Below are 20,785 nucleotides of genomic sequence, written 5' to 3'. Positions count from 1 at the left end.
AGAGGCAGGCCATAAATGGCTCACTCTCATCCACAGTTTCCCGCTGGGGGGGTAGTCGGTTATTCGGTGGCCGGTGCGGCCTGTTGCTTCGCCAGCGCCTTACGGCACTTGGAGATGCGGGTTTCATTACCGGCCTTGGGGTACAACTCGGTCGAGCGCTCAAGGTGCTTGAGTGCGGTGCTCAACTCCCCTGCTTCCATGGCGCGCATGCCGATCAACTTGTGGTACTTGCTCGGGATCTGCTCCGTCAGTTCCCACTCGCCATCTACCAGCGGCAGCATGTTGCTCAAGTAGGGTTCAGGGCTGCGCTCAGCGTTGTACTCAGCAAAGGCCCAGTCGATGACGGCATCCGCGACAAAGGTCTGGATGTCGCGGCGCTTGAAACGCTCCGGCATCACCTGGCCCTGTTCGATCGCGAAGTCCGCCAGTTCCAGACCGTCTTCGAACTGCTCGGTGTCAAACAGCCACACCATCACCTGCACCAGGACACGGTTGGGAAAGTTCAGGCCCGACTCGCAGTAGCGCTGCACATAGTCCTGGTACTTGGGCAGCAGTTCGTCGCGCTTGAGCGTCTGACGCCCCGCCAGTCCCTTGATCGCGCTCAAGCGCTCAAGGTCTTGATCCAAAGCGGCTTCCTGCAACATCAGGTGCTTACGGGCGTTGGCCGGGCTGCTCAAGGCATCAGCGGGCGAGTACGCCACAGGGGCGCCCGCTGCCATAACTGCCGCTGCGCTTCCCTGTGCCAGGGTGCGGCGCTTGTGCGCCAGGGCCAGACTCACGCGACCACCAACTCAACGTTTTCAGTCAGTGCGATCTTTTCCATTTGCTCGATCACATAACCTTCGTTGCGGCTGTTGTAGTCCTCGACACGGGAGCGTTTCGGGTTGTCGACTGTCTGCTTACGCCAGCTGGTGTCCTGGTAGTAAATCGACAAGTTGTCCCAACTGGTGACCAGCACGGCGTTGACCGGGAAGTTCGGCACGCTGAACGCGGGCAGACCGCCATAGGTGGCAATGACCTGAGCGTTTTCGATGCGCTCTTTTTCGGTCGGGGTATCGCCCTGTTTGGTGTACAGCTTGGCCTTGTCAGCCGCCAACAGGTCAGAACCGATGATCGCTACCAGGTCGCCGTCTTCACGCAGGATTTCGTCAACCATTTGCTTTGTGTCATGCACCAGGGCGTCAAGGTTGGCGTAATCGCCATCGGCACCCAACGTGATCTTGCCAGCGGTTTTGCCCTCTTTGAGCACTTGTTGCGGGGCATCTTCACGCAGTTGCTGGAGCCAACCTTTGTTGACGTCCTGCAACTTGGGGTTGGCGTCCAGATCGGTCTGGGGTGCCGCCGTTTTACCGTGAAAACCGATCACAATTCGGTCTTGTGCAATGCGCTTTTGCACCGCAGCGGAATAGCGATCCTGGAAGTCGGGAAACTTCGCCCACGCGTCGATCTTGGCGTATGGCAGGCCCACGTCAGACTGGGTATCCACCAGCTCATAGGTGGTGTTTTCCAGCGCCGACGCATCCTTGGCCTGGCGGTCAGCGGTTTTGGTGTTGGTTCGGCCGGTGACCGGGCCATTGACACCAATAAACACCTTCTCGCCCTTGATCTCGCTGACCGGGATGATGTTGATGCGTTCCAGAAAGTCCGCTTTCGCCGTGATCGCGTCGTTCAATTCCTGAGCGACCGAAGCTTCAACGGCAAACATTTTGCTGGCACGTTTGACACCGTAACTTTCGGCGATCGCGTCCTGTAATTCAGCGTATTTCTTTTCGCCCTTGGCGCTCAGTTGAGCCATGTCAGAGCACCTTTTTCTTGGCAGTTGCTACAGGGCCAGAATGACGTGGCAACTGGCGACCGACGGCGGTGTTCTGCAGGGTGGAGAACTGCTTTTGCAGTTTCAGCAGTGCAGTCAGTACCGCCTTGTTGGACGAACTGCCTTTGCGTTTGAATTCGCGCTCTTCTTCGGCAGTGGTGACGATGTCGTCAACTGCTGCCTGCACTTCTTCAATAAGTTCAGGTTCGGGGTCTGGGGTGTCAGCTGCGGCGCTGTCGATAACGACGTCTAGACCAGCCACAATTATCAGCAGCTGATCGCGCAGAGCCTTCAAGGCTGTGCCGTTGGCTTCATCCATTTGGGATTTGTTCTCTGTGTTGGGTTGGGTGATTTCGGGGGGCAAGACTTCAGTGGAGAAGCGCTTGAAAAAGCTGGTCAGGGCGTTGAGTAGCCCGGTTTCAGCAGTGCTTGGACTTTCGTCCCGTAGGCGGCCGATTTCGACCGACGCGGCGTAATAAGAGGTGCGGCTGTTCTTGTGTGAGAAATAAAGTTCTTGGGTGCCCACACTGGCGGGTTCATCTGTAACGCCCATACCCGTCAGGTAGGCTCTACCACTGCCTCGAAAATCCGGGCTGATCTCAATGCTGGTGAACAGCTTCTGACCTTGGTCGTTCAGGTACAGCAAGCGGTCGTTCGGCTTAAGTTGCGCTTCCAACGCGATTTCGCCCGGCTCAAGGTCGTCAGCTTCTTCCACCAAGCGCACGGCGTATACGGTGCCGTGCGAACCCGGCCAACGCTCGTGATCGCACCAGATCACGGCGGTGTAAAAAGATGGCTTGTAGGTTTCAGCGATATCGCGCAGTTCCTGGGGAAGGATCACGCGCCCATCAACGGTTGCGCCGCTGGTGGCGACACGTTTCCAGAACGAAACAAGGGAACGGGGCATGGTGGTTAACTGCGCTCAATCGGTGATTTGAGCCGCCAAGATAGGGAGCGATTCAGCCCGAAACAAACGATTCAAATCCGCCCTTCTCCTATTTTCAGCTTTTAGGAGAATCGCGGAAATTATCAGCACGTTTTCACCGTTTTCGCCGCATAGACTGCGGCCCATGCTCTACTCAACCGAAGTTAAAGAAGCCGCTAAACGCCTGTTTCTACGCCGCTGCAAGGCCAAGGAAATTCAGGCGCAACTCAACCTGCCCAATATTCGGATCGTCTATTACTGGATCCGCCAAGGCGGGTGGGAAGACATGCTGTCCGATGAAGAACCGCTGACCGCTGTCGGACGCAGAATCACCCTGTTGCTGGACAAGGCCAGCAGCCTGAGCAAAGACGATCTGAACGAACTGGATCGACTGACCAGCATTCGCGAGCGACTGCTAAAGCAGGCCGTGAAACCGACAGCCCCGACCGGGGGTGCTCAGGACGCCCCGGACGAAAGCCCCCAAGCGCCGCGCAGGGGACGTGCCAACCGTGGGGACAGCGGCGGGAAGAAACGCGAGAAGAAGGCCAAGAACGACATCAGCGGCCTGACCGAAGTGGACTTCCTGGATAAGTTCATCTCAAAGATGTACGGCTACCAAAAAGAACTGTTCGCCGCAAAACAGAATCCTCTGACGCGCAGGATCCGCAACATCCTTAAAAGCCGTCAGGTCGGTCTGACCTATTACTTCGCCGGTGAAGCGTTCATGGATGCCGTATTGAGCGGCGACAACCAGGTGTTTCTGTCGGCCAGCCGTTCGCAGTCGGAGATTTTCCGCAGCTACATCATCCAGTTCGCCCAACAGTGGTTTGGCATCGAATTGACCGGCAACCCCATCACACTGAGCAATGGTGCCGAGCTGCGTTTTCTCAGCACCAACAGCAGCACGGCCCAGGGCTATCACGGTCACGTCTATGTCGACGAATACTTCTGGATCCGCGACTTCGAAAAACTCAGCACCGTGGCCAGCGCCATGGGCACCCACAAGAAGTGGCGTAAAACCTACTTTTCAACGCCCAGCGCGGTGTCGCATCAGGCGTACCCGTTTTGGTCCGGTGAAGAGTTTCGCAACAGCAAGCGCGGGAAAAAGGCCGGTGGCACTTGGCCCACTGAATCAGCGTACACACAGGGCGCGCTGTGCCCGGATGGCCAATGGCGCAAGACCATCACGATTCAGGACGCAATCGACGGCGGCTGCGATCTGTTCGACCTTGAGCTGCTGCAACTGGAGTACGACGAAGACAAGTTCCAACAGTTGTTCTATTGCAAGTTCATCGACAGCACACAGAGCGCGTTTGGTCTCAAGGATCTGGAGCGCTGCTACTCCGACCTGACGTTGTGGGAAGACTACAAGCCGGACGACGACCGCCCCTATGGCAACAGCCCGGTCTGGCTTGGGTACGACCCCAGCCGCACCCGCGACGACGCCACCTGTGTGGTTATTGCTCCACCGCTGGAGGCCGGGGCGAAATTTCGCATCCTCGAAAAATACAGTTGGCGGGGTCAGTCGTTCAAATACCAGGCCGAGCAAGTTAAAAAACTCACCGAACGTTTCAACGTCCAGCACATCGGCATCGACACCACGGGCATTGGCTACGGCGTGTTTGACCTAGTGCGCGACTTCTATCCTCGGGCCACATCGATTCACTACAGCCTGGAGACCAAAAACACTCTGGTACTCAAGGCTCAAGACACCATTCAGGGCAGCCGCATCGAATGGGATGCGGGGTGGACTGATATCGCCCAGGCATTCCTGACCATCAAGCGCGGCACCACCGGCAGCGGCCAAGTCACCTACAGCGCATCGCGTACCGACGCCACCGGCCACGCCGACATCGCGTGGGCGATCATGCACGCCCTGGCCAACGAACCCTTGAACACAAACAAGCGGCGCCGGAGCCGCTACATCACGAGCGGAACCCATGTCCAAAGTACGACGCAAACAGCACCAGGCCACTCAGCAGGCACGACGCAAACAGCCCAAGGTCACTCAACCGGCGCGTCAACAACAACCCATGCGCGCGTTTACGTTCGGGGAACCGGAACAAGTGCTGAGCGGCAACATCGGGGAGTACGTGGGGGTGTTCCCCAGCGACGACGGCGACATCTACAAGCCCCCCGTGTCGCGCACCGGGTTGGCCAAGCTGTTGCGCGCCAACGCGCACCACGGCGCCATACCGAAGTTCAAACGCAACCTGCTGCTGCGTGAGTTCATCCCCTCGGCGGGGTGCAGTGCCCACACCATGGGCTGCGCGGCGCTGGACTACATGGTGTTTGGGGATGCGTTCTTCTATTGCGACACCAACACCTTCGGCCAAGTGCTGGAGCTGAAACACCTGCCCGCAATCAACATGCGGGTCAAAGTGGACGGTTGTTATCGAATGCTACTACCCGACGGCAAATTCATGGACTTCGAGCGGGATGAAATCATCCATGTCATGGACTATGACGTCGAACAGACCATCTACGGCATCCCGGACTATCTCGGCGCCCTGCAAGCACTGTTGCTCAACGAAGCCGCAACCTTATTCCGCCGCCGCTACTACAGCAACGGCGCCCACGCGGGCTATATTTTCTACACCAACGACCCCGATCTGACCGAAGAAGACGAAAACAACCTGCGCGAACAAATCAGCGCAAGCAAAGGCGTGGGCAACTTCCGCTCGATGTTCGTCAACATCCCCAACGGCAAAGAAAACGCCATCCAAATCATCCCGGTGGGCGACTTTCAGGCCAAAGACGAACTGGAAAAGGTCAAAAACATCACCCGCAACGACATCATCGCCGCATGGCGCATGAACCCGGCCCTGGCGGGCATCATCCCGGAAAACAGCGGGGGGTTTGGCGATATCGAAAAGATTGACGGGGTCTACACCAGCAACGAGATACGGCCCATTTGCCAGTTGTTTAACCAGGTCAACGATGTCTTGAGACCAGACAGGAAAATTGACTGGAAAAAACCAGAAAGAACAGAAATAACAACTGACTAAATACACAGTTAGCAGTGAAAACCACTACACTAAAAGGCATAATAGTGATTATTCAACCCTGGGGAGGGAGACATGCGAATTTACTGTACCGGTTGTGGCCACAAAGGACGTATCAGCTCACGGGCGGAAGTAACACGAGGTTACGTGAAATTGTATTGTCAGTGCTTGGACGCAAAGTGCGGGCACACTTGGCTATCCGAACTAACGTTCATACATTCGTTACGGCCACCAGCACAGCACCTAGATACACTTTTAGTCGAGCGCATCAGAAACTTATCGACAGCACAACAACAGGAACTATTCGAGCAAGTAGGCTCGCAACAATTCGACTAACAACTCGCCTACTGTCGCAACCTCCTCACATTTGCCAAAGCCTGCCTCTCGAGTGTCCACCATGGACATCTCAAATGATAACCATCGGTCTGTGTTTCAGAATGTCTGCGCAGCAGGCATATAAGCCGCCGACACCATCTAACTTGATACCTCCGATCTTACAGCGGCGACACTCGCGAAGCGGTCGGCTATACGCCAAGCTCGCCCCAAAGAAATGTGCTGCACCGCAAGATAAAGCCCGCGACCGCTACCTGCGAATTTGCAACTCACCTCGACGCGCCCAATTACCGCTTTTGTGCCCCATGGATTTCCAGCACGGGTGCAGGGCACTGCCCTGCCGCTGTGCGGGCGCGCAGCCCGCGACTTGTACTCGGGCCGCGCCTTGGCGCGAAGTGCTCGAGGCATCATCTTGTACCCAACACACTGACCCTGTGGACACCTCGGAAAGCTCTTTTTTTTACCCTTTGGGGATGCTGAGTGGGGTTTAAAATTCCATTTAATTCAAAGACCTTTGGGATTACCCGGCCGCCCGCTGGCGGCGTATAGAAATGACGCTGAAAAATGGGCGTGATCGTCCGCCTGAGCCTGCATAGCGATGCGTGCCAACAGTGATCGTATGATAGGGAGTGTGTTTTTCGACTGCCAGGCGTAGCCCGGCCTCGCAAGATTTGCGATTAGTTCTGAGGGATGTCTTTCTTGACTTGGACGTTGCGCAGTAGCCGCGCCATGGATTCGCCCAGTCCACCTGAACTCTTGTCAGGCTCAAGGGCAGGTTTTACGCCCCTACCTGACCCTCGAGACGGGGTCATCACTACTGATCCACCATGCACATGAGCCGCCTTGCGCGCCTCACTCTTTTCCCAATTGCTACGGGATTGCTGCCTGCGGAACTCCTCCAGGGATGCCTTTTCCTGACGAGCTGCACGAAGCCCGCTGACCTGGTGAAGTTCTCTCTCTCTGCGTTTGATGGCGGCCTTCTTGGCCCGGTACCAAAGGTAGCGAACACCAAGATCGGCAAAGAATTTTTCTGTGAAGCGCACCAGCACCCGGGTTCGCACCAGGTTAAGTCCAGCCTCGTCCTTCTCATCCAACCGTACTTTCTCGATGCGCCGATAGACGTATCCGGCCAAGTCCAAGCTGTGCATGAGCCGGTTAAGGGAAGCAGGAGACATATCGCAGTCTTCAGCGACACCGCATTGGGTGTTAAGGAAGTACTGCCCTCGTTCGATATCCAGCCATCCCAGCACGCCGGTGGCCAAGTCCAATCGGAGCAACAGTTGCTCGGCTGCCTTGGCCAGTGCGTCGAATTTCTCGGAGCGGGTACGGCGACCACCGTGGATCGTGTCCAGGTCGCGCAGGTACTGCCCACGCAGATCACCAATGCGGCTTAGGCGCGAGAATGCCATGCGCAGGAGGGGATTTTTCAGCTGCTGGCCAGTCAGTCGGCGTGGAGCTGAGTACCGCGGCGCCCGGATTGGCGCACGGAGTGCGGCATGGGGATCTTTCTTGTCACGATGGACAGCAGGAGGCCTGCCCTTCTTGGGGCTGTCGGTGCGGCCGCTTGCCGTGCGCGATTTGATGTCCTTATCAAGGGGGTTCACAGAGACGTATTCACCTGGTGAAGTACGCTCTCAGCACGCGAACGCAGTTCGCTGCAGCGGGCTTCGACCGAACGCAAGCGATCGACAAACTCAGGCAGTTTGTCCAGGTCTTCGATATCAATTCGACCATCAGCCAAGATTTCACTACCGAGGGAGACTGTATTGCCCAAGCGGGCAACCAACGCGCCGAAGACCCCAACAGGGTTGGCATCACCGATCAGCGCACGCGCTCCAGTCAGCCCGTGACGGCTGGCCAGCTCATTCAGACAGTGCTCCTGAAAGTCTCCTTCGAGAGCATCAACCCAAGCCTCCTCAAGCCAACTTGGCAGGTCAACTTCACCACTGAGCCAACGCCCAACACGCCGCAGCCAAGCCCCTGATGATCTTAGAAAGGTCTCAGAATCGTTGCCCTTCGCCAACAGCTTGAAATCAGGTACATCCTTGCTGGTAGCCTTTTCAGGAATCAGGCGATGTAAATGGCTGCTTAATGCCTGAGCAAAGTCATCCTGGCTAAAACCTGTGCGCGCAATCATTTCAGCGGCATGAGCTACCAGCACCTGATCACGGGAGATGGACTGCTGTCCTGAGTTGGACATATTCATACAACGCTACTGCTTATAGCCTCAGCGGCGTCTTGGTTTTCCAGCACTTTTGACGGAAAAGGCCGAATCTCTTTAGCGACACATGAGCCGTCGTCATTGACCATCACCATGATGTTTCGACGAATGCGAATAGCTTTTGCAATAGACGCAGGCTTAACGCCAAGTGCTCGCGCAACTCGTGCCTGACCTAGCTTAGATACCAAGTCATTCAAGGAAACGTTTTCCATGCCACACACCTCTACCTGATGAATGGCGAATATTAACCGCAGACATATTTTTTATCAATGCCGCTAGCTAATCATCGGCATTAGCTAGCGGCTTATACTTTTATGATGACCAAGAAAAAACCTCTCCCCCCGGCACTTCTGGCTGAATGCAAAGCAGCTCACGATCTTTATCTCTCGAAAAAGAACGCGCTTAAGCTCAACCAAAGGAAAATTGCTGACGCTGCTGGAATCACACCAGTTTCGGTGAATCACTATTTGAAGGGTATAAACCCGTTGAATGCTCGTTTTGCCGCAATTTTGGCGAAACTGCTTAACGAACCAATTGAAAGTTTTAGCCCACGACTTGCTGCGGAAATTGCAGAGATGAGCAACGTTGGGCCAATGGTGCAGCCGCACCGTCAGAGTAGGGAATATCCAGTTTTGAGTTGGGTCGCTGCAGGTGAAAGGCTTGAGTCTGTAAACAGCTATCCAACCGGCATTGCCGAAGAGTGGCTAAGTTCTACCGAGAATGCGGGTCCGCATGGCTACTGGCTAAGAGTAAAAGGTAGATCGATGACATCGGATACACCTCCAAGCTTTCCGGAGGGCACCCCAATCCTGATCCGCCCAGAAGGCTTTGATCTTATCAGCGGGAAATTTTACATCGCTGAACATACCATCAGCGGCGAGCACACCTTCAAACAATATGTTCAAGACGCTGGTGTAGGATATTTAGTGCCTCTGAACCCCGAGTATCAGACTGTGACTCTGGACGGGACTTGGGAGATCACGGGCCGGGCAATTGACGCCAAGATAACCGGCATGTAATCCGCAGTCCAAAAGCGCGACGTGTTGCATACGTGCGCTTGAACTGCCGGTGAGTTGAACGCAAGCAGCACAACGTCAGCTCATCATTTTTCGTTTGACAAGTCCTGGCGGCGCGCTGTGCACCACAATATGGCCCTGCCCGATCTTGAAGTTCTTGATCACAGCAATGCATACATTCCATGCCTCCCTTGCCACAGCGTCGCCGGACTCAATCACATTGCCCTGGTCGTCGATTATCGCCAGCCGAGCTGATCGACCGTCGGCGGTACTGAACTGGTAGCCACTGGTGACATTGGCACTAATGCAGCCATTTTCCAGTGTGCCTGTCTTGGGGATACCTATCATGACTGCGCTCCGTACTCTGTTGGCTTGTCTGTGTACATGTTGATGATCAACGCAATGGTATTGGCGTGCAGTTCTCGATTGCTCTGGGCCTGATGTATTGCTCCCCAGTTTTCAGCATCGATGGCGACATCCAGGTCTGTATTTGCGCTTCTGTAGCCAGCAATGCTTCGGTCGAACAATCGTTTGGTGTCGGGTTCCGAAATGATGATCGTCATCGTCATAGCCGCCCCCTCAAGCCGCACAGCGGTAGTTGGCAATCAGCTCTTGCACGCAGCCTGAAAGCAGCTCGTAGGCCAGTGCCTGATTGCTAGGCAATAACAACGGCAAGGTCAGCCCGACGCTATCCAGCTCAAAGCGAAAGACTGTTCGCGCAGGATCGCTGCGGCTGGGATGCAGCAACAGGCCAAGTTGCTCGATCCCTTCAGCTGGCAGGTAATAACTACCTTGGCGCAAGCGAACCGCGTCACGCAGCACTGATTCAACGTCACTCACCACCAAGTGCTCGTCAACTTCCCGCACGCTGCACGGAGATGCGCCGTTGGCCAGCTCTTCAAGGAAAAGCGCAACCCTCTCAGCGTTATCTGCACGCTGAGTCAACGTGAGGCTGTTGACGCTATCACCCAATTCGACACGCACAGACACAGCACTGATGGACTGCTCGATCACCACGTAGGCCATGGCGCAGATCATCCCGTTTCGGGCGTGCAGCGAGTGAATAAACGTTCCGTTTTGGTTTATCTGCTCAGCCAATTGCGTGCGTGTATTGGGGGAAAGGATGAGGGTGTGCATGCGAGGAATCTCCTTTGTGATCAAGTCAGCGTATTTCACCGACCTGAACTGTTGGAGATACGTTAGCCGCAGGCTAAGATTCAGTCAATGCCTGCGGATAATAATTAACCATAGACATTTAGCCTCGATGCTGATTTGTCCAACTCAGGTACACGACACCCTCATCCATACGAGTCACGCGCACGCTTTCCTCTAGCTCAAACTGCTCAAGCAGTGCATCCCAATCATCCATTTTTTCGCTGGACTGCCTTACGATCAACGTCCGCCTCCACAATTGTGCTGCTGAACTGTTGACCTGTTTCAGAATGCGACGAGCGAGTTGTTCGCATGATGTTGACTGCTGATGGGTGGAAGCTGGAAGAACATGTGGAAACATAAGGCACCCCGCCATTACTGTATAAGTATACAGTATCACGAGGTACGGCTTAATCCCAGTCTTCGCTTGACACCCACTCACCACTGCGACGATCAATCTGAATCAGCCGGTGCTGCCCTGTCCGAGAGAGCAGCTGAACATCAATTAATTGACCTTTTCGACCATCTGGTTCAAGCCCTCTCATGTAAATGACAATACGCTCGAACGTATCCATGACCAACTGACGCACCTTCTCCCTAGCACCATAGTCACCAGTACCAACCAACTCTGCCAGCTCCTCCCAACGCTCTGCCTGAGCAGGTTGAGAAGTCCCGGAGACTGTAGCCAGCGCATACTCCAGTTGCAGTACCTTCTGTTCAGCAACAACCTGTTGCGCTTCCAACTCGCGAGCCTTACGAACAAATGCGATCGGGGCAGAACCACTCTCATCATCCAAAAGCGCTTCAGTGATCTTGCCGAGCTGCCTAGTGTTTTTTTCTACGGCTGCTCGTGCAATTACCAACTGCTGACGAATGCCTTGCCCATCGTCCCCCACTTGCAACAAGCGCTGCAGATTGAGTTGGTCAGAGCAGAAATTCAGCAGCGCACGCTCGATCGGCACGACACTGCAACTTCCACTGGCTGAGCAACCCCCGTTCTTGCTGTACGAAGTACACTGCAGACGCCTATGACCGTCAGCAAGACTTCCATCGGCTCGCCGACGCTGCATGATGTTTTGAGCCACTAAGGCGGTTCCGCAGTACCCACAATAGGCGAGTCCAACGCCGGTAATTATTCCGGGGATCTCACCAGCTCCACGACGTCGATGGCGCTGGCTTGCCAGGTGTTGCAGCTCTGCCCACTCTGTATCGGAAAGAATCCGGGGATAATATTCCTCCAGCATGTAAGCCTCGCCATCCACAGCCAGCCGCTTGGCTCCGCGTAACGCGGGCAACTTGATCAGTCGATAAACCTGCTGCCCAGAAATTCCCCAGCTGGAAAGCTCGAACCCCTCATCGTGCATCAGCTTCGCAGCGCGCCCAGCACCAAGCCCCTGCTGATACAACTCTAAAGCTCGACGCACAGCACTGACGCGCTCAGGAATCAACTCCCAGCCCTGTTCACCCCAATGCAACCATTGAGGGTCTTTGCCATTGCGGATCAAGCCTCGGAATGAACCCGCTACCCACCCTTCACACTGACGGCGGATCGCGGCTTTAACGCGCTTGCTCTTTGTGTCGGATTCTTCATGCGCCCGAATCATAACCAGGAGCGAATAGACCAAGTCCATAGGCTGGGCTTTCAAACTCGCCCGGTTGTACTCGCGGCCATCGCTGGCGGTGACGACAGTGATACCTGCATTGATGATCTGGGCCAACTGGGCCTGAGCCTGTATAGGTTCCGCTCGACTCAGACGATCCAAACCCTCAACCACCAGAACTGAGCCGCTGGCAATACGCCCGTCCTCAATCGCTCGAAGGAATACGCCTAATGCACCCTGGGTAACGTGACGTTGGTGGTAAGCAGATAAACCCTCATCTTTTAGCGTGAGGGTGGCATCCAACTCCATACCTTGCTTCGCCGCCCAAGTTGCAGCGTAGGCAAGTTGGCGATCCGCACTACTACCAGCAGCCTGACGAGGGTCTGAGAAACGAAGATAACTAAATACCTTGCCTATACCTACCTTCAATACCTTCACCCAAATATGAGAACGAAAACCAATAGCAACAATTGCTTTTGCGCATTTTTTAATCAGCGCTTAGAATCGCGCGCCACGAAATTCGACCAGGGTAAACCCTGCAGGTTATTAGTATATGAGCAACAATCCACGTGTAGGGTTTATATCACTGGGGTGCCCAAAAGCGTTGGTCGACTCCGAGCGCATCCTCACGCAGCTGCGTATGGAAGGCTACGATGTCGTCTCCACCTATCAGGACGCTGACGTCGTGGTGGTTAACACCTGCGGCTTCATCGACAGCGCCAAAGCTGAATCGCTGGAAGTCATCGGCGAAGCCATCAAGGAAAACGGCAAAGTCATCGTGACTGGCTGCATGGGCGTCGAAGAAGGCAATATCCGCAACGTTCACCCAAGCGTGCTCGCAGTCACCGGCCCGCAGCAGTATGAGCAAGTGGTCAACGCCGTTCACCAAGTGGTGCCACCGCGTCAGGATCACAACCCGCTGATCGACCTCGTGCCGCCTCAAGGCATCAAGCTGACCCCGCGCCATTACGCGTACCTTAAAATCTCCGAAGGCTGTAACCACAGTTGCAGCTTTTGCATCATCCCTTCGATGCGCGGCAAGCTGGTCAGCCGCCCGGTCGGCGACGTGCTTGACGAAGCGCAGCGTCTGGTCAAGTCCGGGGTTAAAGAGCTGCTGGTGATCTCCCAAGACACCAGTGCCTATGGCGTTGACGTGAAATACCGTACCGGTTTCTGGAACGGCGCCCCCGTCAAAACCCGCATGACCGAACTGTGCGAAGCCTTGAGCTCGCTGGGTGTATGGGTGCGCCTGCACTACGTTTACCCGTACCCGCACGTTGATGAGCTGATCCCGTTGATGGCCGCCGGCAAAATCCTGCCGTACCTGGACATCCCGTTCCAGCACGCCAGCCCTAAAGTACTCAAGTCGATGAAACGCCCGGCGTTTGAAGACAAGACCTTGGCGCGGATCAAGAACTGGCGCGTCATCTGCCCGGACCTGATCATCCGCTCGACCTTCATCGTCGGCTTCCCCGGCGAAACCGAAGAAGACTTCCAGTACCTGCTGGACTGGCTGAGCGAAGCGCAACTGGATCGCGTGGGTTGCTTCCAGTATTCGCCCGTAGAAGGCGCACCGGCCAACGATCTGGATCTGGACATCGTGCCCGATGACATCAAGCAGGACCGTTGGGATCGCTTTATGGCGCACCAGCAAGCCATCAGCGCGGCACGTCTGCAAATGAAGATCGGTAAGGACATCGAAGTCCTGATCGATGAAGTGGACGAGCAAGGCGCTGTAGGTCGTTGCTTCTTTGATGCACCGGAAATCGACGGCAACGTGTTTATCGCCACCGACAAAGACATCAAGCCGGGTGACAAGATCATGTGTCGCGTGACCGACGCCGACGAGTATGACCTGTGGGCTGAAGTGATCTAAATCGCCGCACACTCTGAAAAAGCCCTGCCGCACTCGCGCCAGGGCTTTTTTTACGGCTATGGTTAACCTCATGGTTTTAATCACGGGCGTCAGGAGAAAGGCGTAATGGGCCGGGTATGGGTGGTAGAAACACCACAACACAACGATTTAAAAGAGCTGTGCCAGGTTTGGGACGACTCCGTGCGGGCAACTCATGACTTTTTACCTAACCGTTACATCCAAGAACTGCGCGAACTGGTGGAGCACTCCTACCTTAAGGCGGTGACGCTGATTTGCTGTAAAGACCCACTCACCCGTCGCATCGCGGGGTTTGCCGGGATCCATGCTGACAAAGTTGAAATGCTGTTCATTGACCCTGAGTACCGAGGGCTTGGCGTCGGTAACAGCCTGCTCAGGCATGCCATCAACCACCTTCACGCCGTGCAACTCGACGTCAATGAGCAGAACCTGCAAGCCATCGGTTTTTACTTCAAACAAGGATTTGAAGTCATCGGCCGCAGTGAAAAAGACGGCATGGGCGAGCCTTATCCGCTACTGCACCTGCGTTATAAGCGCACAACACCGGCCCAAGGCAAATGTAGCCGGGCTTAACCGACGCGAGGCGGGTACAATAGCCGCCCAATTACATTACGGCCCTTGTCATGTCTGAACCGATACGTCTCTCCAAACGCCTCATCGAACTCGTCGGCTGCTCGCGCCGTGAGGCCGAACTGTTCATTGAAGGTGGCTGGGTCACGGTAGATGGCGAAGTCATCGACGAACCACAATTTAAGGTCGACAACCAAAAAGTCGAGCTGGACCCTGAAGCCAAGGCCACCGCCCCCGAGCCGGTGACCATTTTGTTGAATGCCCCCGCCGGGCTGGACACTGACAGCGCCATGGCGTTGATCGGCCCGGACACCCTGAGTGAAGAGCACCGTTACGGCAAACGCCCGCTGAAAGGTCACTTCCTGCGCCTGAGCGTTGGCAATGAACTGCAAGCAGGTGCCAGCGGCTTACTGGTGTTCACCCAAGACTGGAAGATCGTGCGCAAGCTGACCGCTGACGCCAACAAGATTGAACAGGAATACGTGGTTGAAGTGTCTGGCGAGATGGCGCCTCACGGCCTCAATCGCCTCAATCACGGCATGACGTACAAAGGCCGTGAATTGCCTGCCGTCAAAGCCAGCTGGCAGAGTGAAAACCGCCTGCGCTTTGCGATGAAGAACCCGCAGCCGGGCGTTATCGCACTGTTTTGCCAGGCCGTGGGCCTGACGGTTATTTCCACCCGTCGTATTCGTATCGGCGGCGTGTCGATGGGCAAGCTGCCTGTAGGCCAATGGCGCTACATGACAACCAAAGAAAAGTTCTAAACACGGCTTTACCCCGAACATATCGACACCGCAGCACGCCTGCGGTGCTCTCTGCTGAATATCAGGATTACCCACCATGATTCATAACGACGTACTGCGCAGCGTGCGCTACATGCTCGACATCAGCGACAACAAGATGGTCGACATCATCAAACTTGGCGGCTTTGAAGTGTCCAAGGAAGATCTCTTGAACTACCTGAAAAAAGAAGATGAAGAAGGTTATGTCTTCTGCCCGGACGTGGTGATGGCGCATTTCCTGGATGGCCTGGTGATCTTCAAGCGCGGCAAAGACGAAAGCCGTCCTGCGCAGCCCATTGAAACGCCAGTGACTAACAACATCATCCTGAAAAAACTGCGCGTGGCCTTCGAGCTGAAAGAAGACGACATGCACGCCATTCTTAAAGCCGCCGAGTTCCCGGTGTCCAAGCCTGAGCTGAGCGCCCTGTTCCGCAAGTTTGGTCACACCAACTACCGCACCTGCGGCGACCAGTTGCTGCGCAACTTCCTCAAAGGCCTGACCCTGCGCGTACGGCCCGCCTGAGTGCTGCCGTAGTCGTCACTGGCGCAGGCCGCGAAAAGATCTGAAGATCTGATGCAACACCTATTTCAAGGGCCGCAACCGCAGCCCATCGCAGCCTGCGGCCGCGACTACAGGGTCCCTTCATGAGCTACAGCGTTTCCCCCATCGGTTTTGTGCGCTCCTGTTTCAAGGAGAAGTTCGCCATTCCGCGTCAGCCGCAATTGGCCCCCGCCGCCCGTGGCGTGCTGGAGCTGGTCGCGCCGTTCAATCAGGGCGATGCGGTGCAAGGGCTTGAGCAGGTCAGCCATGTCTGGTTACTGTTTGTGTTCCATCAAGCCCTGGAGGACAAACCACGATTAAAAGTGCGACCGCCGCGCCTTGGGGGCAACACGTCGATGGGCGTCTTTGCGACCCGTGCCACTCATCGTCCAAATGGCATCGGCCAGTCCGTCGTCAAGCTGGATCGCGTTGAAGCTGGCCGGCTGCACATCTCTGGCATCGACCTGCTCGACGGTACGCCGATTCTGGACATCAAGCCCTATGTGCCTTACGCCGACATAATCCCTGGCGCCAGTAACGACATGGCCAGCGCAGCCCCTGTGCTGATCCCGGTGGTTTGGGCCGAGAGCGCCTTGCAACAGGCGCATGCCCACGCCCTGCGCCTTCAAGAGCCGCTCGTGGCCCTGATTGAACAGTGTTTGGCGCAAGACCCACGTCCGGCCTACCAGACGCCTACAGCAGAACGAGAGTACGGTGCTCAGTTTTGGGACCTGGATGTGCGCTGGCACTACCCCGAGCCGGGCATGATCCGAGTGCTGGAAGTGATCACAGCAGCATAAAACCCGGTCAGCAAAAAGCCCGCGCTGTCGTCAGACACCGCGGGCTTTTTGTTGAAAGACGCTTACTTTTCTACGAAAGCGCGCTCGATCAGGTAATCACCCGGCTCGCGCATACGCGGCGAAACGGTCAGGCCAAAGCTGTTCAGAACTTCGCTGGTTTCGTCCAGCATGCTTGGGCTACCGCACAGCATGGCACGGTCATCTTGCGCATTGATCGGCGGCAAACCGATGTCGCTGAACAGTTTGCCACTGCGCATCAGGTCAGTCAGGCGCCCCTGATTTTCAAACGGCTCGCGGGTTACGGTGGGGTAGTAGATCAACTTTTCACGCAGCGCTTCACCAAAGAACTCGTTCTGCGGCAAATGCTCGGTGATGAACTCGCGGTAAGCGACTTCGTTGACGTAACGCACACCGTGGCACAGGATCACTTTTTCGAAACGCTCGTAGGTTTCCGGGTCCTGGATGACGCTCATAAACGGCGCCAAGCCTGTACCGGTGCTGAGCAAATACAAATGCTTGCCCGGCTTCAAGTCGTCCAGCACCAGCGTACCCGTAGGTTTTTTGCTGATGATGATCTCGTCGCCTTCCTTCAAGTGCTGCAACTGGGACGTCAGCGGGCCGTCTGGCACCTTGATGCTGAAGAACTCCAGATGCTCTTCCCAGTTCGGGCTGGCGATCGAGTAGGCACGCATAAGCGGACGGCCGTTGGGTTGTTGCAGGCCGATCATCACGAACTGACCGTTCTCAAAGCGCAGGCCCGGGTCGCGGGTGCACTTGAAGCTGAACAGGGTGTCGTTCCAGTGGTGAACACTGAGGACACGTTCGTGGTTCATGTTGCTCATGTACGGGGCTCCTAATTTCGCCTGCGCTGACTATGGGCGCGATTGCATAGCATTCTAATGGCGACGACAATATCTGTTAACTGAATTATTAAGATAAGGGTTATCGGTTATATCGATATGCGATTTACTCTCAGACAACTCCAAGTGTTCGTCACCGTCGCCCAACAAGAGAGCGTGTCACGCGCTGCCGGCTTGTTGGCCCTTTCACAATCGGCCGCCAGCACCTCAATTACCGAACTGGAACGCCAAACCAGTTGCCAACTGTTTGATCGCGCCGGCAAGCGTTTAAGCCTCAACGCGCTCGGCCGCCAACTGTTGCCACAAGCTGTCGCCCTGCTCGACCAAGCCAAAGAAATCGAAGACCTGCTTAACGGTAAGTCCGGGTTTGGCTCGTTGACGGTAGGGGCAACCCTGACCATCGGTAATTACCTGGCCACTTTGCTCATCGGCAGCTTTATGCAAGCTCACCCCGAAAGCCAAGTGAAACTGGTTGTTCAAAACACTGCGCACATCGTGCAACAAGTGACCCATTATGAAATTGATCTGGGTCTAATTGAGGGCGACTGTAGCCATCCTGACATCGAAGTTCAGAGCTGGGTCGAGGATGAATTAGTGGTGTTTTGCGCACCGCAGCATCCGCTGGCCGCCAAGGGGAGCGCCACACTGCAAGAGCTGACCCGTGAAGCGTGGATTTTACGTGAGCAGGGTTCAGGTACACGACTGACCTTCGACCAGGCCATGCGCCATCATCAGAGTGCGCTCAACATTCGCCTGGAACTGGAACACACCGAAGCGATCAAGCGCGCGGTGGAGTCAGGTCTGGGCATTGGGTGCATCTCTCGCCTGGCACTGCGCGATGCCTTCAGACGCGGCAGCCTGGTGGCGGTTGAAACGCCGGAGCTGGATCTTGCGCGGCAGTTTTACTTCATCTGGCACAAGAAAAAGTACCAAACCTCTGCCATGCGCGAGTTTTTGGACCTGTGCCGCGCCTTCACCGCCGGGGTTCAGCGCAGCGACGAGATCGTACTGCCCAGCATCGCTTAAAGCAGGATGACAGCCCACACCACGGCAATCAGGGTCAGCACCACAAACTGAGCGGCGCTGCCCATGTCTTTGGCGTTCTTGGACAAGGGGTGCAGATCGAGGGAGATCCGGTCAATCGCTGCTTCAATGGCCGAGTTGAGCAACTCAACGATCAATGCCAGCAGGCATACAGCGATTAATAACGCGCGCTCGACCCGGCTGACATTCAAGAAAAACGTCAGGGGAATCAGCACCACATTAAGCAGCACCAACTGGCGAAAAGCGGCTTCGCCCGTAAAGGCTGCGCGCAACCCATCCAGCGAGTATCCGCCTGCATTCAAAATCCGTTTAAACCCGGTTTTCCCTTTAAAAGGCGACATAGATAGGCAACTGAGCAAAAAATGAGAAAAGAACGCTAATTCACGCTTCGTCAAAAAAGCGTGAAGCCTGGCAATTTAATGGTTAGAAATTGACTCGAGTTGTTGCAGGAGCAACGCCGCCTGCGTGCGGGTGCGTACACCCAGCTTGCGAAATATCGCGGTAACGTGCGCCTTGATCGTGGCTTCCGACACGCTCAACTCATACGCAATCTGCTTGTTCAGCAACCCTTCACAGACCATCGTCAGCACCCGGAACTGCTGCGGCGTCAAGCTGGCCAAGCCTTCGCTAGCGGCTTTGGCTTCGGCAGACACCTGCACCTCTTCGAATGCCTGAGGCGGCCACGACACATCGCCATCCAGTACGGCACGTACAGCTTTTTGAATTTCGTGCATAGAGCTGGACTTGGGAATAAACCCGCTGGCGCCGAACTCGCGAGAGCGGACCATGACCGAGGCTTCTTCCTGAGCAGACACCATGACCACCGGAATTTGCGGGTATTGCCCACGCAGCAACACCAGCCCAGAAAACCCGTAAGCGCCCGGCATGTTCAAGTCGAGCAGTACCAGATCCCAATCCGCCTTGATTACCAGTTGCGTTTCAAGCTCGGCAATACTGGCGACCTCTACCAGACGAACATCAGGTCCCAGCCCCAGCGTCACCGCCTGAAGCAATGCACTGCGGAACAATGGGTGGTCGTCGGCAATCAGGATTTCGTATGTGGCCATTTTTAAAATGATCCCGTTTCAGGCGAGCCCTGATGAATTCCAGCACTCGCTAAGGCAACTTGAGCAGCAGTTGAAAGACTGTGCGTCAAAGGGCGTGCTTAGGCTAAACGTCGTGAAAAATAAGCGTTTGAACAGCAACAGCGCCCGAATCGGCGCCAAGCATGCCCAGCGAACTGTGGGTGGTCAAGGATAAACCTGACCCCAACGTTCAACTTTGTACGACGTCAAACGCACCGGTCAGGATGCGACGCTTTGACACACGTTGTGAACGCGCAAAATTGTAGCGCTACTTCTTTAGTCTATTGAGAGCGATTCTGGCGAAGGTCTTTTACAAAAAACACCCAGCTCATGGTGCGCTGCGCTACTTTCGTTCATCGGCAACTGATTTCGGGCATCCAGATAGTGCTGACTGAACACATCGAAGTAGGCATCCAGCGCGGTGGACGCCTGGGTATCACCTGCAAGGTCCAGGCACAGGCTGGCGACCTCGGCAGTGCATAAATGCTCACTGCGGGTGGAGCGGCGCAGGCGATAGCGTGAGAGTTTTTCAGGCAACAGACTCAGGATCGGAAAACGATCAAAATGCGGGCTTTTGCGGAAAATCTTGCGGGCCTCGGTCCACGTGGCGTCAAGCAGAATAAACAGTGGCCGTTTTCCGCTCTCGGCCTGAACCGTATGGGTGACGCGCCGAGGCTCGACATACTCGCCCGGAAATACCAGATAAGGCTGCCACTGCGGGTCGGCCAGCAGCTCAAGCAATGCCGGATCGGTTTCAGTGCGCGACCAGATAAAGGCAAAATTGTCGCTCACCACGTCAGCAATCAACCAGCCCGTATTGCTCGGCTTGAACACTTCTTTTTTGGTCATGATCAGGCACACCCCGGCGCGCGTACTGACCTGCGGGCGCCAGCGACACAAACAATGGCTGGCAATCACGCGGCAGGTAGGGCAGCGCGGCGCGCGCGAGCCACGGGACAAATAGGGTTTTGTGCTTTCCTCTTCTCGCTCGTCTCGTAAACGGGCGACAGCATTCGGGGAAAAGGTCATCAGGGTCATGGTGTTTACTTTGAGATGCAGATCGCCGGCACGCCTCGGGTTAGCGCAGGGGCAGATTGGCTGGGAAAGGCGCGCAGTCTATCAGAGGCCGCCTTGTGGCGTGCC

The 20,785-nt window shown here is 55.7% G+C and carries 25 protein-coding genes; 10 read left to right on the top strand and 15 right to left on the bottom strand.

What is annotated here, in order from left to right:
- Positions 1-59 precede the first annotated feature (59 nt).
- The 3 genes from gpM to TU86_RS02805 are packed head-to-tail and all read right to left on the bottom strand — an operon-like array spanning position 60 to position 2,720.
- On the bottom strand, positions 60-779 hold the full coding sequence (gpM, locus tag TU86_RS02815; RefSeq protein WP_048362772.1) for a phage terminase small subunit: 720 nt from the start codon (positions 777-779) through the stop codon (positions 60-62).
- Positions 776-1,795, bottom strand: coding sequence for a phage major capsid protein, P2 family (locus TU86_RS02810; RefSeq protein WP_048362771.1), 1,020 nt, complete (start codon positions 1,793-1,795; stop codon positions 776-778). Before TU86_RS02810 ends, gpM begins: the two co-directional genes overlap by 4 nt.
- Position 1,796: 1 nt before the next feature.
- Positions 1,797-2,720: a GPO family capsid scaffolding protein gene (locus TU86_RS02805; RefSeq protein ID WP_048362770.1), complete on the bottom strand. Its 924-nt coding sequence runs from the start codon at positions 2,718-2,720 to the stop codon at positions 1,797-1,799.
- A gap of 163 nt (positions 2,721-2,883) precedes the next feature.
- Between TU86_RS02805 and TU86_RS02800 the strand changes: the two genes are divergently transcribed.
- The 3 genes from TU86_RS02800 to TU86_RS22275 all read left to right on the top strand — a co-directional run bounded on the left by TU86_RS02800 (position 2,884) and on the right by TU86_RS22275 (position 6,079).
- On the top strand, positions 2,884-4,965 hold the full coding sequence (locus TU86_RS02800; RefSeq protein ID WP_048362769.1) for a terminase large subunit domain-containing protein: 2,082 nt from the start codon (positions 2,884-2,886) through the stop codon (positions 4,963-4,965).
- Positions 4,904-5,746 (top strand): phage portal protein, encoded by an 843-nt coding sequence (locus TU86_RS02795; RefSeq protein WP_238938298.1) that lies wholly within the window; start codon positions 4,904-4,906, stop codon positions 5,744-5,746. The genes TU86_RS02800 and TU86_RS02795 overlap by 62 nt, the downstream gene beginning before the upstream one ends.
- Positions 5,747-5,818: 72 nt before the next feature.
- Positions 5,819-6,079, top strand: coding sequence for an ogr/Delta-like zinc finger family protein (locus TU86_RS22275; protein ID WP_082152851.1), 261 nt, complete (start codon positions 5,819-5,821; stop codon positions 6,077-6,079).
- 674 nt (positions 6,080-6,753) lie between these two features.
- On the opposite strand, the gene TU86_RS02790 is transcribed toward TU86_RS22275, so the two are convergent.
- Genes TU86_RS02790 through TU86_RS02780 form a run of 3 tightly spaced genes read right to left on the bottom strand, consistent with a single transcriptional unit; the run spans position 6,754 to position 8,509 of the window.
- Entirely contained in the window at positions 6,754-7,680 is a 927-nt protein-coding gene (locus TU86_RS02790) for a hypothetical protein (protein ID WP_239658763.1), read from the bottom strand.
- Positions 7,677-8,282 (bottom strand): hypothetical protein, encoded by a 606-nt coding sequence (locus TU86_RS02785; protein WP_048362767.1) that lies wholly within the window; start codon positions 8,280-8,282, stop codon positions 7,677-7,679. The genes TU86_RS02790 and TU86_RS02785 overlap by 4 nt, the downstream gene beginning before the upstream one ends.
- A complete protein-coding gene (locus TU86_RS02780; RefSeq protein WP_048362766.1) occupies positions 8,279-8,509 on the bottom strand; it encodes a Cro/CI family transcriptional regulator in 231 nt (76 codons plus the stop codon). Before TU86_RS02780 ends, TU86_RS02785 begins: the two co-directional genes overlap by 4 nt.
- Before the next feature lie 102 nt (positions 8,510-8,611).
- Here TU86_RS02780 and TU86_RS02775 point away from each other — a divergent pair, with 102 nt between their 5' ends.
- The gene (locus TU86_RS02775) at positions 8,612-9,316 is read left to right on the top strand and encodes an XRE family transcriptional regulator (RefSeq protein WP_048362765.1); all 705 of its coding nucleotides are present in this window, start codon (positions 8,612-8,614) and stop codon (positions 9,314-9,316) included.
- 75 nt (positions 9,317-9,391) lie between these two features.
- On the opposite strand, the gene TU86_RS02770 is transcribed toward TU86_RS02775, so the two are convergent.
- The 5 genes from TU86_RS02770 to TU86_RS02750 all read right to left on the bottom strand — a co-directional run bounded on the left by TU86_RS02770 (position 9,392) and on the right by TU86_RS02750 (position 12,495).
- Positions 9,392-9,661, bottom strand: coding sequence for a hypothetical protein (locus TU86_RS02770; protein WP_048362764.1), 270 nt, complete (start codon positions 9,659-9,661; stop codon positions 9,392-9,394).
- Positions 9,658-9,882 carry a hypothetical protein gene (locus TU86_RS02765; protein ID WP_048362763.1) on the bottom strand — a complete coding sequence of 75 codons (225 nt, stop codon included), beginning with the start codon at positions 9,880-9,882 and terminating at the stop codon, positions 9,658-9,660. Before TU86_RS02765 ends, TU86_RS02770 begins: the two co-directional genes overlap by 4 nt.
- A gap of 10 nt (positions 9,883-9,892) precedes the next feature.
- Positions 9,893-10,450 (bottom strand): hypothetical protein, encoded by a 558-nt coding sequence (locus tag TU86_RS02760; protein ID WP_048362762.1) that lies wholly within the window; start codon positions 10,448-10,450, stop codon positions 9,893-9,895.
- A 118-nt stretch (positions 10,451-10,568) separates the two neighbouring features.
- Positions 10,569-10,826, bottom strand: a complete 258-nt coding sequence (locus tag TU86_RS23605) for a DUF1654 domain-containing protein (RefSeq protein ID WP_048362761.1) — start codon at positions 10,824-10,826, stop codon at positions 10,569-10,571.
- A 49-nt stretch (positions 10,827-10,875) separates the two neighbouring features.
- Positions 10,876-12,495, bottom strand: coding sequence for a recombinase family protein (locus TU86_RS02750; RefSeq protein ID WP_088500053.1), 1,620 nt, complete (start codon positions 12,493-12,495; stop codon positions 10,876-10,878).
- Between the two features lie 124 nt (positions 12,496-12,619).
- Between TU86_RS02750 and rimO the strand changes: the two genes are divergently transcribed.
- From rimO to tsaA, 5 genes are all read left to right on the top strand, one after another.
- Entirely contained in the window at positions 12,620-13,942 is a 1,323-nt protein-coding gene (rimO, locus tag TU86_RS02745) for a 30S ribosomal protein S12 methylthiotransferase RimO (protein ID WP_048362760.1), read from the top strand.
- Positions 13,943-14,047: 105 nt separating this feature from the next.
- Positions 14,048-14,533: an acetyltransferase gene (locus TU86_RS02740; protein WP_048362759.1), complete on the top strand. Its 486-nt coding sequence runs from the start codon at positions 14,048-14,050 to the stop codon at positions 14,531-14,533.
- A gap of 50 nt (positions 14,534-14,583) precedes the next feature.
- Positions 14,584-15,294 carry an rRNA pseudouridine synthase gene (locus TU86_RS02735; RefSeq protein WP_048362758.1) on the top strand — a complete coding sequence of 237 codons (711 nt, stop codon included), beginning with the start codon at positions 14,584-14,586 and terminating at the stop codon, positions 15,292-15,294.
- Positions 15,295-15,370: 76 nt separating this feature from the next.
- On the top strand, positions 15,371-15,835 hold the full coding sequence (locus TU86_RS02730) for a YehS family protein (protein ID WP_048362757.1): 465 nt from the start codon (positions 15,371-15,373) through the stop codon (positions 15,833-15,835).
- 122 nt (positions 15,836-15,957) lie between these two features.
- A complete protein-coding gene (gene tsaA / locus TU86_RS02725) occupies positions 15,958-16,653 on the top strand; it encodes a tRNA (N6-threonylcarbamoyladenosine(37)-N6)-methyltransferase TrmO (protein WP_048362756.1) in 696 nt (231 codons plus the stop codon).
- A 62-nt stretch (positions 16,654-16,715) separates the two neighbouring features.
- Here the strand turns inward: tsaA and fpr are convergent, their stop codons facing one another.
- Entirely contained in the window at positions 16,716-17,495 is a 780-nt protein-coding gene (fpr, locus tag TU86_RS02720; RefSeq protein WP_048362755.1) for a ferredoxin-NADP reductase, read from the bottom strand.
- Positions 17,496-17,612: 117 nt separating this feature from the next.
- On the opposite strand from fpr, the gene TU86_RS02715 reads away from it, so the two are divergent.
- Positions 17,613-18,539, top strand: a complete 927-nt coding sequence (locus tag TU86_RS02715; protein ID WP_048362754.1) for a LysR family transcriptional regulator — start codon at positions 17,613-17,615, stop codon at positions 18,537-18,539.
- On the opposite strand, the gene TU86_RS02710 is transcribed toward TU86_RS02715, so the two are convergent.
- From TU86_RS02710 to TU86_RS02695, 3 genes are all read right to left on the bottom strand, one after another.
- Complete coding sequence (locus TU86_RS02710) at positions 18,536-18,898, bottom strand: diacylglycerol kinase (protein WP_048362753.1); 363 nt, start codon at positions 18,896-18,898, stop codon at positions 18,536-18,538. The genes TU86_RS02715 and TU86_RS02710 overlap by 4 nt on opposite strands.
- 75 nt (positions 18,899-18,973) lie before the next feature.
- Entirely contained in the window at positions 18,974-19,624 is a 651-nt protein-coding gene (gene erdR, locus TU86_RS02705; protein ID WP_048362752.1) for a response regulator transcription factor ErdR, read from the bottom strand.
- A 294-nt stretch (positions 19,625-19,918) separates the two neighbouring features.
- Positions 19,919-20,671: a tRNA-uridine aminocarboxypropyltransferase gene (locus TU86_RS02695; protein ID WP_048363029.1), complete on the bottom strand. Its 753-nt coding sequence runs from the start codon at positions 20,669-20,671 to the stop codon at positions 19,919-19,921.
- Positions 20,672-20,785: the final 114 nt, after the last annotated feature.

It is taken from the genome of Pseudomonas weihenstephanensis, from assembly GCF_001043055.1.
Lineage (GTDB): Bacteria > Pseudomonadota > Gammaproteobacteria > Pseudomonadales > Pseudomonadaceae > Aquipseudomonas > Aquipseudomonas weihenstephanensis.
Note: the sequence above shows the minus strand (reverse complement) of the source record. Positions and strands in the feature narration are given on the sequence as shown.

Excerpts from the sequence above, each read along its gene's own strand:
- TU86_RS02810 (WP_048362771.1), bottom strand. The coding sequence starts at position 1,795 with ATGGCTCAACTGAGCGCCAAGGGCGAAAAGAAATACGCTGAATTACAG.
- TU86_RS02805 (WP_048362770.1), bottom strand. The coding sequence starts at position 2,720 with ATGCCCCGTTCCCTTGTTTCGTTCTGGAAACGTGTCGCCACCAGCGGC.
- TU86_RS02800 (WP_048362769.1), top strand. The coding sequence starts at position 2,884 with ATGCTCTACTCAACCGAAGTTAAAGAAGCCGCTAAACGCCTGTTTCTA.
- TU86_RS22275 (WP_082152851.1), top strand. The coding sequence starts at position 5,819 with ATGCGAATTTACTGTACCGGTTGTGGCCACAAAGGACGTATCAGCTCA.
- TU86_RS02785 (WP_048362767.1), bottom strand. The coding sequence starts at position 8,282 with ATGAATATGTCCAACTCAGGACAGCAGTCCATCTCCCGTGATCAGGTG.
- TU86_RS02780 (WP_048362766.1), bottom strand. The coding sequence starts at position 8,509 with ATGGAAAACGTTTCCTTGAATGACTTGGTATCTAAGCTAGGTCAGGCA.
- TU86_RS02775 (WP_048362765.1), top strand. The coding sequence starts at position 8,612 with ATGATGACCAAGAAAAAACCTCTCCCCCCGGCACTTCTGGCTGAATGC.
- TU86_RS02770 (WP_048362764.1), bottom strand. The coding sequence starts at position 9,661 with ATGATAGGTATCCCCAAGACAGGCACACTGGAAAATGGCTGCATTAGT.
- TU86_RS02765 (WP_048362763.1), bottom strand. The coding sequence starts at position 9,882 with ATGACGATGACGATCATCATTTCGGAACCCGACACCAAACGATTGTTC.
- TU86_RS02760 (WP_048362762.1), bottom strand. The coding sequence starts at position 10,450 with ATGCACACCCTCATCCTTTCCCCCAATACACGCACGCAATTGGCTGAG.
- TU86_RS23605 (WP_048362761.1), bottom strand. The coding sequence starts at position 10,826 with ATGTTTCCACATGTTCTTCCAGCTTCCACCCATCAGCAGTCAACATCA.
- rimO (WP_048362760.1), top strand. The coding sequence starts at position 12,620 with ATGAGCAACAATCCACGTGTAGGGTTTATATCACTGGGGTGCCCAAAA.
- TU86_RS02740 (WP_048362759.1), top strand. The coding sequence starts at position 14,048 with ATGGGCCGGGTATGGGTGGTAGAAACACCACAACACAACGATTTAAAA.
- TU86_RS02735 (WP_048362758.1), top strand. The coding sequence starts at position 14,584 with ATGTCTGAACCGATACGTCTCTCCAAACGCCTCATCGAACTCGTCGGC.
- TU86_RS02730 (WP_048362757.1), top strand. The coding sequence starts at position 15,371 with ATGATTCATAACGACGTACTGCGCAGCGTGCGCTACATGCTCGACATC.
- tsaA (WP_048362756.1), top strand. The coding sequence starts at position 15,958 with ATGAGCTACAGCGTTTCCCCCATCGGTTTTGTGCGCTCCTGTTTCAAG.
- fpr (WP_048362755.1), bottom strand. The coding sequence starts at position 17,495 with ATGAGCAACATGAACCACGAACGTGTCCTCAGTGTTCACCACTGGAAC.
- TU86_RS02715 (WP_048362754.1), top strand. The coding sequence starts at position 17,613 with ATGCGATTTACTCTCAGACAACTCCAAGTGTTCGTCACCGTCGCCCAA.
- TU86_RS02710 (WP_048362753.1), bottom strand. The coding sequence starts at position 18,898 with ATGTCGCCTTTTAAAGGGAAAACCGGGTTTAAACGGATTTTGAATGCA.
- erdR (WP_048362752.1), bottom strand. The coding sequence starts at position 19,624 with ATGGCCACATACGAAATCCTGATTGCCGACGACCACCCATTGTTCCGC.
- TU86_RS02695 (WP_048363029.1), bottom strand. The coding sequence starts at position 20,671 with ATGACCTTTTCCCCGAATGCTGTCGCCCGTTTACGAGACGAGCGAGAA.